Source organism: Nitrospira sp. BLG_2 (assembly GCF_049222245.1).
In genome coordinates, this window is record NZ_JBLYIG010000395.1 from 1 (window position 1) to 12,352 (window position 12,352).

The 12,352-nt window shown below is 56.1% G+C and carries 13 protein-coding genes; 7 read left to right on the forward strand and 6 right to left on the reverse strand.

Annotation, left to right across the window (positions count from 1 at the left end; all coding sequences use genetic code 11):
* Positions 1 to 585 (forward strand): carboxyl transferase domain-containing protein (locus tag ACOSYY_RS10895; RefSeq protein ID WP_421662382.1); only part of this gene is annotated, 585 nt, incomplete at its 5' end.
* 6 nt (positions 586 to 591) lie between these two features.
* On the opposite strand, the gene ACOSYY_RS10900 is transcribed toward ACOSYY_RS10895, so the two are convergent.
* Entirely contained in the window at positions 592 to 1,224 is a 633-nt protein-coding gene (locus tag ACOSYY_RS10900; RefSeq protein WP_421662383.1) for a hypothetical protein, read from the reverse strand.
* Between the two features lie 134 nt (positions 1,225 to 1,358).
* On the opposite strand from ACOSYY_RS10900, the gene ACOSYY_RS10905 reads away from it, so the two are divergent.
* Entirely contained in the window at positions 1,359 to 2,072 is a 714-nt protein-coding gene (locus ACOSYY_RS10905) for a hypothetical protein (protein WP_421662384.1), read from the forward strand.
* A 37-nt stretch (positions 2,073 to 2,109) separates the two neighbouring features.
* Here the strand turns inward: ACOSYY_RS10905 and ACOSYY_RS10910 are convergent, their stop codons facing one another.
* Positions 2,110 to 3,393: a TIGR03862 family flavoprotein gene (locus ACOSYY_RS10910; RefSeq protein WP_526023315.1), complete on the reverse strand. Its 1,284-nt coding sequence runs from the start codon at positions 3,391 to 3,393 to the stop codon at positions 2,110 to 2,112.
* Between the two features lie 267 nt (positions 3,394 to 3,660).
* On the opposite strand from ACOSYY_RS10910, the gene ACOSYY_RS10915 reads away from it, so the two are divergent.
* Positions 3,661 to 5,298: a peroxidase family protein gene (locus ACOSYY_RS10915; RefSeq protein ID WP_421662385.1), complete on the forward strand. Its 1,638-nt coding sequence runs from the start codon at positions 3,661 to 3,663 to the stop codon at positions 5,296 to 5,298.
* A gap of 320 nt (positions 5,299 to 5,618) precedes the next feature.
* On the opposite strand, the gene ACOSYY_RS10920 is transcribed toward ACOSYY_RS10915, so the two are convergent.
* The 3 genes from ACOSYY_RS10920 to ACOSYY_RS10930 form a co-directional block, all read right to left on the reverse strand.
* Positions 5,619 to 7,082: a BamB-related PQQ repeat family beta-propellar protein gene (locus ACOSYY_RS10920; RefSeq protein ID WP_421662386.1), complete on the reverse strand. Its 1,464-nt coding sequence runs from the start codon at positions 7,080 to 7,082 to the stop codon at positions 5,619 to 5,621.
* A 400-nt stretch (positions 7,083 to 7,482) separates the two neighbouring features.
* Entirely contained in the window at positions 7,483 to 7,905 is a 423-nt protein-coding gene (locus ACOSYY_RS10925) for a DUF488 domain-containing protein (RefSeq protein WP_421662387.1), read from the reverse strand.
* A 5-nt stretch (positions 7,906 to 7,910) separates the two neighbouring features.
* Complete coding sequence (locus ACOSYY_RS10930; RefSeq protein WP_421662388.1) at positions 7,911 to 8,765, reverse strand: aldo/keto reductase family protein; 855 nt, start codon at positions 8,763 to 8,765, stop codon at positions 7,911 to 7,913.
* 167 nt (positions 8,766 to 8,932) lie between these two features.
* On the opposite strand from ACOSYY_RS10930, the gene ACOSYY_RS10935 reads away from it, so the two are divergent.
* A complete protein-coding gene (locus tag ACOSYY_RS10935) occupies positions 8,933 to 9,775 on the forward strand; it encodes a transposase (protein WP_421662389.1) in 843 nt (280 codons plus the stop codon).
* Between the two features lie 165 nt (positions 9,776 to 9,940).
* Here the strand turns inward: ACOSYY_RS10935 and ACOSYY_RS10940 are convergent, their stop codons facing one another.
* The gene (locus tag ACOSYY_RS10940; RefSeq protein WP_421662390.1) at positions 9,941 to 10,300 is read right to left on the reverse strand and encodes a hypothetical protein; all 360 of its coding nucleotides are present in this window, start codon (positions 10,298 to 10,300) and stop codon (positions 9,941 to 9,943) included.
* Between the two features lie 731 nt (positions 10,301 to 11,031).
* Between ACOSYY_RS10940 and ACOSYY_RS10945 the strand changes: the two genes are divergently transcribed.
* The 3 genes from ACOSYY_RS10945 to ACOSYY_RS10955 all read left to right on the forward strand — a co-directional run.
* The gene (locus tag ACOSYY_RS10945; RefSeq protein ID WP_421662391.1) at positions 11,032 to 11,598 is read left to right on the forward strand and encodes a DUF3617 domain-containing protein; all 567 of its coding nucleotides are present in this window, start codon (positions 11,032 to 11,034) and stop codon (positions 11,596 to 11,598) included.
* Entirely contained in the window at positions 11,567 to 12,043 is a 477-nt protein-coding gene (locus ACOSYY_RS10950) for a hypothetical protein (protein ID WP_421662392.1), read from the forward strand. Before ACOSYY_RS10945 ends, ACOSYY_RS10950 begins: the two co-directional genes overlap by 32 nt.
* 72 nt (positions 12,044 to 12,115) lie before the next feature.
* Positions 12,116 to 12,352 (forward strand): hypothetical protein (locus ACOSYY_RS10955; protein WP_421662393.1); only part of this gene is annotated, 237 nt, incomplete at its 3' end.

The window sequence follows — 12,352 nt, forward strand, 5'->3', positions numbered from 1 at the left end:
ATGCCCAACCCGGAAGGGTATCGAAAGGCGCTCCGCCTCATGAACATGGCGGAAAAGTTCAACCGTCCGATCATCACCTTTATCGACACGCCGGGTGCGTATCCCGGCATCGGCGCCGAGGAGCGTGGGCAAGCGGAAGCCATTGCCCGCAATTTATTTGTGATGTCTCGATTGACCGTGCCGATTATTTCCGTGGTCATCGGAGAAGGAGGAAGCGGAGGCGCCTTAGCCCTCGGTGTCGCAGACCGCGTCCTGATGCTGGAACATTCCGTCTATTCGGTTATTTCCCCTGAAGGTTGTGCCGCTATTCTGTGGGACAACCCTGAAAAGGTTCCCGACGCCGCCTCTGCCTTGAAAATGACCGCCAACGATCTTCATGATCTCGGCGTTATCGACACGATTGTTCCTGAACCGCTGGGCGGCGCTCATCGCGAGCCTCGAGCCGTCTATGACTTGGTCGGAAAGGCACTGACCAACCAATTGTTCGATCTGCTTGACCTGCCTGCCGAACAACTTCTCGCCCGGCGTGATCAGAAATACCGCAAGATGGGTGCCGTCACCGGCCTACTCCCCGTCCAAGTCTGAATCACTTCATCGGTCCTTCAATAATCCCGTCGTGGTGAATCGTCGTCCGATCGCAGAGAGAATTCTGTCTGCCAGTAGAGAGCGAAACGGATCGAGCGCTGCGGATTCGAGGTAGCGGTCGACCGTTCGCGGCAATTTGCGCCACCACGCAAGCGCGGAGGTCCGGGCTTGTTCGACGGCGGCAGCCTCGCTTCTCAGGATGCGGTGAATCTCTTGCTCAAAGAAATTCACATGGACGAGTTCGTCCTCGCGGATCGAAGCCAAATCCGGTCGTAATGCAACGAGTAACGTCGCGAATTCAAGCCCCAGTGACTCATACCCATAGAGCTGAACGGCCAGCGCAGGCCATTGACGTGGCACGGACGGGAGCCGTTCCCGTTCGCGGGGCTGACGACCGATCAGAGTCTCAAATTGCGCCAAATGCTGCTGTTCATCTTCCTCGTGTTTTCGAAGAAAGGCATAGACGTTCGGAGGAACGTCTTGCAAACGCGCCGACCGTACCGTCCAAAGCGCCATCGCCTCGGCTTTGAGAAACCGTTCCAATAGGGCGATCTCGCATTCCGGTGGAAATTGAATGAACGGAGCCTCATCGGACGACATGATGGACTCATAGGACGCAAACCCCCATGAGTTATCCATGCTCTCGTGAAAGGAAAAAGTGAGAAGGGTTGACTGATACGCGTCATCTGTGTACATCTTACGCCTAGCTACTCCATCGGACCGACTAACCAAGCCCAAGGGTTTCGGTTCGGTTACTCCATGAGGCGACACCTATGACATGTCCTACCGGCACCATGCCTCCGGCCATTCAACGCGTTGTTCTCTGTGTGCTCGCCGCGGTCTTGCTCTTGGAGGTCGGCTGTGTCAGTCGACGTACGTACGAAAGGGTCAAGGCGGAGACGTTGGAACAGACTCAAGCATTGGAAGCAATACGAGAAGACGTCAAGGCGCTGGACCGGGAGACCGTGGAATTGCAGGCCTCGAACCGACGAGAAGATGCCGCCGTGTCCGACCTGCGGTCCGCCATTCAGCGGGAAGAAGAACAGTTGCCGGTCATGAGACAGCGGGCGGAGGACACCCTCGCGTCGCTTAAGATACAGGTGGCAACGTTAATGAATCAAAGTTGGCATCTGGCGCGTAAGATTGTAGACATTCGGCAAGAGAGCGATTCCCTGCAAATCAAGGTGGCTCAGTATAAGGAGGAAATGGAATTGGCCGGAGCCCCCATGGTGGCGGCTTCGGATAAGAGCAAACCAGCCATACCGCAGGCCGACATCTCTGAAACGTCTGCGGCTTCCTTATCCCCCAATCAAGATTCCGAGCCGACACAGGTTGCGCAAGCTGACTCTCCGCCCCCAAGCCTTGCGCCTGTCAAGCCATCGGTGTCATCACCATCCGTGAATGTTGATCCGCCCCAAGCAAACGATTCGTGGATTGGGATAATCACCAACTGGTTCTACAAAATCTGGAATTGGTTATTCGGGTAGTGCGTTCTTCCTCCTGATCGAACGAGAGCGACACTTCTTAAGCAGGTTGCGCGGGATGTCTTTGAACCCACGCAGCGGCTGCGTCTCCGGCGTGTCGTCCCGTCGCCAGACACCCGGTGAGCAGATATCCTCCGGTCGGCGCCTCCCAATCCAGCATTTCTCCGGCGCAAAATACTCCAGGGAATGAATGAAGCATCAATCTTGTGTCCAGCGCCTCGAATGAGACTCCACCGGCTGTGCTGATGGCTTCTTCCAATGGGCGTGGGGCCACGAGTTTCAGCGGCAGGGATTTGAGTACTGTGGCCAAGCGAACAGGATCCGTAAACACTGCTTGAGGGACCACCTCGCGGAGGAGGCCCGCTTTGGCCCCCATGATGCCGGCTCGTCGCTTCAGATGCGTCGCCATCGTGCGTTTGCCACGAGGTTGAGAAAGATCATCCGTGAGCCGCCGCAGCGGTCGGTCCGGAACAAGATCGAGCCAGAGCATGGCCTCCCCCTTCGCGGCGATCACATCTCGAACATGGGACGAGACCATATAGATAATGCCGCCTTCCACGCCGTTCGCCGTAATGACAAATTCTCCCATCCGACGAATGGCAGTACCGTCCATGGTGTTCGCGGTGACTTCCACCGTTTTCACGGGATGTCCGGCGAATTTCGTCCGAAAATACTCGCTCCACCGTACGTCAAATCCACAATTGGCCGGCCTCAGCGGTACGATCGGCACCCTCCGTTCAGCCAGGATCTGAACCCACGCGGCATCGGAGCCGAGATGCGGCCAACTACCCCCGCCGAGCGCCAACACGACCGCATGGGCTTGAACGCTCCGCGGTCCTTGTGGACTGGTGAAAAGAAGCTTCTCGTCTTGGTCCCATCCGCGCCATCGATGTTTGACATGGAACTGTACGCCGGCTTTTCTCAACCGGCGCAGCCAGGCGCGCAGGAGCGGAGCGGCTTTCAGGTCAGTAGGAAAGATTCGTCCGGACGTACCGATAAACGTTTTCACGCCAAGCTCATGAGCCCAAGTCCGCAAAGCCGCCGCAGGAAATGATCTGATCGCCGGCTCGATGAGCGCCCGGCGAGAGCCATAGCGAGAAAGAAAGGACTCCATCGGCTCCGAATGCGAGAGATTCAGGCCGCCTTTCCCTGCCAGCAGAAACTTTCGGCCCACCGAGGACATGGCATCGTACAGCTCGACTGAGGCTCCCGCAGTCACCGCCGCTTCCGCGGCCATGAGCCCGGCCGGACCACCGCCGATAACGACGACCATTGCCGTGGAATTCCTATAGTCCGAGACAGTGGTTATGGTTCCTAAAGACATGGTCATACTCACATGAGACTAACCATGTAGGTGTATTCCTTCGCAGGATAGTTCCTTCGTTTGCGCATTGCTACAGAAATACAACCCAGTGAGTGTGCCGGTCTTGCATTATATGTGATTTCGTTCAACTTTCACGTCGTGCATCGAGGCCCGACTATTGCTTGTAGGGGCAAGTCGTATCAGTGATGGCCATCACAATATAATGTACGTATTCTTAATTTTGATCATCATTACGTAACCTATGATTTACACATAGGAGGAATCACGATGCGTGTTCGAGCCATTTATTTTGTGGCGCTTGGCCTGATCGGCTTATTGTCGAGCAGTGTGGAACAAGCTGCAGCAGCCGATGATATCTCACGAAGAAATAACCTGCATGTGCAGCGACCTAACGCTCCCCGTCATCCGGATGATTCATTCAGTCGCATGTTTCCTGGGCTACCATCCTATGCCCCTCAGAACGATGAGGCCCGAGAACAGGCCAAAAAGCTTGGCGTGAAGGAAGGCATTCTAGATGCTAAAGATGTTCTTACTGATCCGGTCCAGTCGATTACGAATCCCAACGTCTTCAGTCCGAACAATGCGGATAATCCGAACATGACGGCAGGTGTCACGTTCTTCGGTCAGTTTTTGGACCATGACCTGACACTCGCATTAAAAGCACCAATCCTTGAACAAACCGACCCAAGACGAACGACCAATTTTCGTACTGCTGAATTCGATCTCGATAGCGTGTACGGGAACGGGCCGGATAGATCTCCTGAACTGTATGACACCAGCAACAGGGACATCAAATTCAAGGTTGAGAAGATTCCCGGATCGGAGGGAGCGTCCCGAAAGGGCGTGGAGCGTTACGACCTTCCGCGTGATCCGAACAACAACGCCATCATTGGGGACGGCCGGAATGATGAGAATGTCGTCATCAGCCAATTTCATCTGGCCATGTTGAAATTTCACAATGCCGTGACCGATCGAGTCCGTAAGGATCCGGCATTCGCCAATCGTTCGGCCAGGGAAGTCTTCAACGAGGCGCAACGCCAAGTGCGCTGGCATTACCAGTGGATCATCGTCAACGAGTTCCTGCCGATGACCATCGGGCAAGGCTTGGTCAACGATCTTCTGCGGAACGGTCCACGTTTTTACGATGTGGCCGACCGCAGCCAAGACGGTGTGTTCCGCAATGCGATTCGTGAGCCGCTGATGCCGGTCGAGTTCGCCGTGGCGGCCTATCGGTTCGGCCATTCACAAGTGAGGCCCAGCTATCGGGTGAACTTCGGTCCCGCTGCGGGCAGCGAGTTCTTCGCCTTCGTCTTCGATAGTTCCGCCGATCCAAACGCACCTGATCCCAATGACATGCGCGGCGGCAAGCGGGCGGCGCGTCGATTCGTCGACTGGCAGACATTCTTCGATTTCAAAGACGGGAACGTGCGTTCCAACAAGGAGATTGATACCAAGCTGTCGACCCCGCTTATGCTGCTTCCGGGGGCACCTGGGATTTCTATTCCTGGCATGCCGAATGACGGTATCCAGTCTCTGGCCTCCCGTAATCTGATGAGGCATGTCAATTTCGGTATTCCCTCGGGGCAGGCCATCGCGCGCGTGATGAATGTCCGTGTCCTGACGGCGGCGCAACTCGCAGAGTTGGCTCCATTCGGCATGGAGAAGAGTACGCCGCTTTGGTATTACATCCTGAAGGAGGCTGAAGTCTTCGAGAGCGGACGGCGGCTGGGACCTGTCGGAGGCCGTATCGTCGGCGAAGTGTTCATCGGCTTATTGCAAGCCGATAAAGATTCCTATCTCTCCGCGAACCGGAACTGGAAACCGACCCTCCCGTCGGCGAAGCGTGGAGATTTCGAGATCACGGATCTCTTAAAGTTTGCCGGCGTCGTTCCCCCGCTGAACTAGATCCTGTCTCGTCTTGACTGTTGGGTGCCCTCGCCAGAGGGTACCCAACTTTTGTACATTCAGAAATGAATATCCCGCGAAGTTACTCTCCGACTGATTCCATATCTTGTCACATTGCAACCGGCACTCCATTCGGCATGTTCCTCGACGGTTTCAACCATGCCTCTCAGTGCTTTACGAGAAGATTCAATACCCGCGATTCAGGGGATGTCTTTACGCATCTCGATCCGCGGCGTAAACGTGGTTGAGAGATTCTTGAAGGTCGCATGGTCGTCGCGCAATCCGGACAGCGATGCTGCTTACAACTACTGTAACGGCGCTCATTGCTCGCCGGGGTCTTTTGGCACGACAGCGGCAGGCGCGTGCGGGAGGGGACCGGAGACCTTGAGCGGCGGCGGAAAAATGAACAGGATGTCGGAGGCGATCGCGTAGACGCGTCCGTCGGGGCCGATCGCCGGCGGCGATTTCCCGCCCCCGACCCAGTCGAAGGATTGGAGGTTTAGCTGCGCGTCCGCGTCTAACGTGACGAACGCGTCTGTCGTCGAAACGAAGATATGCGTGCGCGATGCTGCAGCCGACGCAAAAGACGGCGGAAGCGACATTTGCGACACCAGGATGCCGTCTTTTAGCACCGAGAGCCCATTCGTGCCGGCGACAACAGCGAAGCCGTTCACGGTGCGCGTCGGCGCCCCATAGACGAAGCCCGGGCTGCTGACCGGTGCAAGCTTGTTCTGGTTCGGGCCGGAGAAAATGATTTGCTCGCCGGCGGTGCTGGCGAGCGTGCGCCCTTCCGGCAGGACCATCGGCGGCGACAACAAGGTGCGCTGCGAATCAGTGTCTCGGAACACTTGGGTAAGGCGCGGTTTCGAGCCCGTAACCGAGAAATCCACGATCGTATGACGCTGGTCGCTGACGATGACGTGACTCGCGCCGCCGCCAGCGAAAGTGAAGACCGCGATGCCCGGGAACGGTGGAGGAAACGGAGGAGCAGCAGGCGAACGCTGTGGATTGTAATCGTAACCACCCTGAAGTCCGCAGTAAAGATAAGTTGCGAGGCCCGGTGAAACGCAGGAGAAACCTAGCAGGAGATCGGATGGACTTGGCCCACCACCGGTAATGACGTCGACCCCCGGATGCGGGGCTGCCAGCTGGTCGATCACGACGCCTCCATTGGTCGAAAAACCGATCAGCCTCACGTCGACGCCGTTTTTCACAGTGGGATTTTTATACAGTGCGGGCACGAGAATGATCTCGCGACCGCCGACACTAACGATGTTGGGCGGCGCGGTGGTTGGGGCGCGGAGGCCTTGCGAGGGAAAGGGCGTCCGCGCCAGCAAGGCGCCGGTGGCGTTGAATGCATACAACTTTGATCCGATTTGAGTCTTCTTGAACGACCCAATTTTGGTGATCTTCAACTTGGCGCCGATCACATAAACCCTGCCGTCCGCGCCAATGGCGGGCGAGGCGACGATCGACTCGTCCGCGTCGATATCCCGGCTCCAGAACGGCTTGCCGTCCGCATGCAGAGCGATAAGCTTCCCTTCCTGTGTGCCGAGGTAGACTGTCCCGTCCGGCGCGATGACAGGACCGGCGCCCAGCGCGAACGTGCCGAGGCCGGGAACGCTGAAGGAGCCTCCGGCGGCCGGCTTCGTATCCACATCGGCGAACCCCCGATTGGCGGCATCGCCATGGAAACGTTCCCAGGCGCCAATTGCCGGAGTCGTAGTCTGTACGATCGCGCCACACATCGCGGCGGCCGCAATTCGGACGAGTGGTTGGATCATTTGGATCTCCTTCCTCGGCTTACAAATCGGCGCAAACGAATGCATGTTACCCTGGTGCCGAACGATCCGGCTTCACCCAGGGGCGTATCGGCGACTGTCGTACGCGTTCTCATTGTCGAACCATGCTCAACCATCCAAGCGCGTTCCGAGCGGATTATAAAGCTTGCATATAGTTGTCGAGTATTGGTCAGCCTATCATTACCTACGGATTTCATAATTAAGGTCGATCCTATATAAGATTCGCTCATACATAGCAAGAAGTTTTGCAGCCCTCCGGAGAACGGCACATACCGCACGTTTGGTCAGCCGATTTCGGCGCGCCCTTGCTTCGACACTCCACAGCGACAGTTGTGGTCTGTTCTTGAACAGTGCACGGCGCAGGAGTGCTGATTCGACCGTGCTATGTTCGCTTTTCTCTGTGCGCAGCGGTGGAGGATGATTGTGTCGATCTCGTGTCGGGTTGACGAGTAGAGGGACGTTTAAGCAGGAAACTCCGGAGCGCAACAGCTTGGTTATGCTGTTCGTCCTTGGCGGAATAGAGGAGCGTGACAGGCTTGGTTTTTGCGTGTTTTTTGATCGTAGCGAGAAGTGTCGCCTTCTCTTTCAGTTCAGCATAATAGCGACGCTGAAACTCCGCCCACCGGGCGGGATCGTGGTTGAACCATTTTCGGAGCTCGGTCGAAGGGCCGATATCACGGAGCCAAAGATCGATATGCGCGCTCTCTTTCGACAAGCCTCGCGGCCAGAGGCGATCGACCAGTACCCGGAAGCCATCGGACTTGGCCGCCGGCTCATAGACACGTTTGACGAGAATCTTACCCATAATCGCTAAAGACCGATGGTTTCGATCTGTCGAACTTCCTCCGAGAGCAAGGTAAATCGATCCGATTGCAGGTCCTCTTTCATATGCTGAGGGTTTGTCGTCCCGGTCAACGGCAGCATGCCGACTTGCATCGCAAACCGGAAAATGAGCTGAGCCAGAGTGGCTTCATACCGAACCGCCATCGCCCGGATCTCGGGATTGATGAATACGTCGCGATTTGCGGTCAAGAGCGAGAAGCCTTGATAAATAATGTGCTGCGTCCGGCAAATTTCCCGTACCTCTTTGTCCCACCCGAAGGCTGCATAGCAGCGGTTCTGCACCACCATCGGCTTATGTTTGGCCTTCATGCAGAGCAACGTCAGCTGATCGGCCGTGACGTTGCTGATTCCGATCATCTTCGTCTTGCCGGTCTCGTAGAGGGATTCGATCGCGGACCAGACCTCCCAGTCCTCAGCTCCTAACCCGCGCCGTGAGTAGGGTCCATGCAAGACATACGAATCAAGATACTCCGTATGAAGATGCGCTAAGGAACTGGCGAACGATTGCTGTACCTGCGTGGTGATGTTCGCCCGCGCATCGTACGGCAGACGATGATCCTGACCGTTGAGCGGTGTGAACTTCGTTTGCAAGAACAGTTTGTCGCGGGTGATGCCCTGCTTGGCTAGTTGTAAAAGCGCCTCCCCGACCCGCGCTTCATCATAGTGAACGAGTTGATTGGCCGTATCGATCGCTATGAAGCCAGCTTCCACCGCTTGCAGCACAAGGCTGGTGGTGGCTTCTTTCTTCCAGGCCGTGCCGTACATAAATGAGGGAATCGGGACGTTATTATAGGTGGTCAATGGCATCTGAGTGTCTCCCATGAATTCCTGTACCATACACAGTTCGCGGCAGCGGTCTCAACGTGAGAATTGCTGGCGCCATACGCATCTTCAATCTTCACCTTTATACCGATATACCGACATAACCAATGATAGGGTCAGGTCTTGTTTCTTGCCATATGCACCTGTGTATGGGACAGGCGTCGATCATGGCGCGCCCCCTGAGACTGCAATTTGACGGAGCGATCTCCCATGTGACGTCCCGAGGCAACGCCCGGAACGATATTGTCGAGGACGATACGGATCGCCACGCCTTCTTGGAGTGCCTGGGGAAGGTTGTCCACCGCTTTCACTGGCTCTGCCACGCGTACTGTCTAATGGGCAACCATTATCACCTGGTCATCGAAACCCCCGAGGCAAATCTCTCCCAAGGGATGCGCCAACTCAACGGCATCTACACCCAACGCTATAACCGGCGTCACCGAACGGTGGGCCATGTGTTCCAAGGCCGGTACAAGGCCATCCTGATCCAGAAGGAGAGCCACCTGATGGAAGTCTGTCGGTATGTGGTGCTCAACCCGGTCAGGGCCAAGATCGTCGAGACAGTGGACCAATGGAAATGGAGCAGTTATCGGGGGACTGCTGGCCTCGCCACAGGTCTCCCTTGGATGACCGTGGAGTGGGTGTTACGTCAGTTTGGTCAGGAGAGACAGCACGCCGCCAGGCACTACCGGCGATTTGTCAGAGAAGGGATCAACAGTTCTTCGATTTGGGAGGGTGTACAAGCTCAGGTGTTGTTGGGGACAGAAGACTTTGTCGAGAAGCTGAGAGAGCATGTGAAGGGGTACGAGGCAATCGTGGAGATCCCTCGGAGCCACCGGTATGTGAGCAGACCTCAGCTCACGAAGTTGTTTGAGGGGAAGCGCGCCAAGACCAAGCGAGACATGGCAATTGTTCAGGCGGTCCATCGTTACGGATACAGCCAGAGGGAGGTTGCGGAGATGCTGGGGCTGCACTACGCGACCGTCAGCCGAATCGCACACAGACCGTGATACAAGACACAAGACTTGACTCTATAACACCTCATGGGCATCGGGCTGTATCAGAAACCTGCCGGTTCCTTCCTCCCTTCTATCCTGTACTGACCGCCAAGAGCATAGAAAAAACGACGCAGTTACGTATGACTTCACAAACAGAATGCCTCACAGTGCCCCGTTCTACGTCTCCATCATTTCCAGCCTGGCATCAAATTCATGTCCGCAGGCCGTGCAGCGGATGCAGTCCGATTCGACGACGAATTCGTCGTCGCGGACCCCCATGCCTCCGCAATCCGGACAGCGAGCTAGATGGATCCGCTCATCGTTCACCGTTTCATATTGAGTTCCACGAAGACAATAGATTGGCTTCCCATCAAGTAACCATGGCTTCCCTGCTTTATCGACGACCGGCAGGACGATGTAATGATGATTCACGTATGTTTCAAGGTCCTGCCGGTTCGTGAAACCGTCCTTGATCAACTTGCCCCCCAATGCCTCGTAGAGAGCATGGTCTTTCACGATTGCCTTCGTCGGCCCCATATCTCCCTCCCCTCGTTAAGGTTCAGATCAACCCAGTGATCGCCGTACGCACACCCATCTTCCGAATTCCACCATCTCACCAGGAACCCACCCACAGGCTTGTGCCCACAAGGATCAAGCGACGCCAAACCATTAAGCGGCTCGCCTCCTGATGGTCGGCGGTTGTGGCTGTATGTCGACCGATCCTCCGGTATCTTGCCTTGATGCTTGTCTGTTCTCGTTGCTATTGGAAGAGAGCATGCGTATGCATGCAATCAGCATTATGATTAATGCGCCGATGCTAAGCACAATCCCCCAATATCCCCAGGACATAAGTCACCCTCTCGCGCCATGCGACGCGAGTCCTTCGTGAGGTTGCCGATACTGATCTCGTCCGTGGAATCGCACCAGACGTCTCTGCGTCATCCGGCTTCCGGGCTGTAGATAGATGGCATCCGGCCGTTCTTGCAGGAACGTGGCAGCATACGAGGAGAGGGCCCGTCTGGTGAGGAACGTACACCCGGCAGGTCTAGACCGTTGGAACTGTGCTCCACGGAGGACCATGATCACCACCTCCAAGATGAGGCGGTCGTGAAGTCGTATGAGTAGCCTACGCCTCGGACAATAACAGGTCAAGAGGCTGAATTGCGGAATGCGATGACGAGAAGCCCGCACACTTCTTGATGCATAGACCAGTCTGGCTGAAACAAGTACAATGCCACGGCGTCTTTTACCCAGAGGGAGGGTCGCACATGCGCAACGCGACTGTGTTGCTCAGGGCTTTGGGAGTTCTCGTAGCACCGGGGTTCATTCTTGGTCCCGTTATGTCTGACATCGTGCCGACTGCACAAGCCGAGTCCTTGAACGTGAAACCCGGAGCATGGGAAATGACGGTCACGACGGTTGCATCGGGGATGAAACTCTCTTCGGAAATGACGGCAAAGATGACTCCCCAGCAACGCGCCCACATGGAACAGACGATGAAAGCTCGCGAAGGCAAGCCCCACACGACGACGTTACAATCCTGCCTGACGAGAGAAGATGTCACTCAGGATCGGATCATTAAAGAAATGGAGGATGAAGATGATGATAGTGCGGTGCAATGCAAGGTCAAAGTGATCTCAAAATCTTCGTCAAAATTGGTCGCCGATAAGCTGTGTCCCGGCCCGTCGCCCTCAACGACTCATTTCACGATCGAAGCGAAGACAACCGAGAGTGTTGTGGCAACCGGTGATCGAGAACAGCAGGGATCCGGCAAGATTCGTATGGACATCAAGGGGCGGTGGCTTGGCGCCGGCTGTGAGGGAATTGAAGAGTAGAGACGACCCGGATAACACGGCGGGTGACGAGAGACCGCATGGCCTGATGCAGGTGTTGAAGGCCGGCATCATGTACTTCCTCGTCGCGGTCGGAGCGGAGTTTGTCTTGGAGGTCATTCGCCTCCAGGTGGTGGCGTTGCATGTCGGTGAACGGCTTGCCGAGATGCTGGAGATTCCGAACGTGCTGCTCGCCACCATGATCGGATCGCGATGGGTCGTGGACCTATTTACCTTGCCTCCCCTGCCCGGCATCCGACTCGGTGTTGGGCTTGTGGCCCTCTGCCTCATGCTGATCTCGGAGTGGACAGTCATACAAGCCCTTCAGAGCTTGTCGGTCGAGGGGTACGTCACCACTCAAGACGCTGCCGTTGGAACGATTCCTATCGGCGCGCTTGGTGTGCTGACGGTCATGCCCTTTCTCGTCGGGTATCGATGGGAAGGCTGATGTTATTTGTTATCGGTAGGAGTGAGGATCCAGCCGGACATAACGATTGAACGTATTGAGGAAGAATGATCCATGATCTGCCGTAAGCGGTTTGTGTGCTGTGTCTTAACATTCTTCATCGGTGTCCCGACCGCCGCCATCGCGTCGGAACCTTCCGATCCGGAGTCGGCCATCCGCCGAATGGTGCGCGCCAACGCCGAAAAAGACCTGCCGACCCTTTCACGATTGATGGCGCACGATGCCGATATCGTCAGTTACGCGGTCGCCGGCCGTAAGTACATCGGCTGGACGGAGCTGGAGAACGGAATG

Excerpts from the sequence above, each read along its gene's own strand:
- ACOSYY_RS10900 (WP_421662383.1), bottom strand. The coding sequence starts at position 1,224 with ATGGATAACTCATGGGGGTTTGCGTCCTATGAGTCCATCATGTCGTCC.
- ACOSYY_RS10930 (WP_421662388.1), bottom strand. The coding sequence starts at position 8,765 with ATGGGAGACACTCAGATGCCATTGACCACCTATAATAACGTCCCGATT.
- ACOSYY_RS10905 (WP_421662384.1), top strand. The coding sequence starts at position 1,359 with ATGACATGTCCTACCGGCACCATGCCTCCGGCCATTCAACGCGTTGTT.
- ACOSYY_RS10925 (WP_421662387.1), bottom strand. The coding sequence starts at position 7,905 with ATGGGTAAGATTCTCGTCAAACGTGTCTATGAGCCGGCGGCCAAGTCC.
- ACOSYY_RS10920 (WP_421662386.1), bottom strand. The coding sequence starts at position 7,082 with ATGATCCAACCACTCGTCCGAATTGCGGCCGCCGCGATGTGTGGCGCG.
- ACOSYY_RS10910 (WP_526023315.1), bottom strand. The coding sequence starts at position 3,393 with ATGTCTTTAGGAACCATAACCACTGTCTCGGACTATAGGAATTCCACG.
- ACOSYY_RS10945 (WP_421662391.1), top strand. The coding sequence starts at position 11,032 with ATGCGCAACGCGACTGTGTTGCTCAGGGCTTTGGGAGTTCTCGTAGCA.
- ACOSYY_RS10935 (WP_421662389.1), top strand. The coding sequence starts at position 8,933 with ATGGCGCGCCCCCTGAGACTGCAATTTGACGGAGCGATCTCCCATGTG.
- ACOSYY_RS10940 (WP_421662390.1), bottom strand. The coding sequence starts at position 10,300 with ATGGGGCCGACGAAGGCAATCGTGAAAGACCATGCTCTCTACGAGGCA.
- ACOSYY_RS10915 (WP_421662385.1), top strand. The coding sequence starts at position 3,661 with ATGCGTGTTCGAGCCATTTATTTTGTGGCGCTTGGCCTGATCGGCTTA.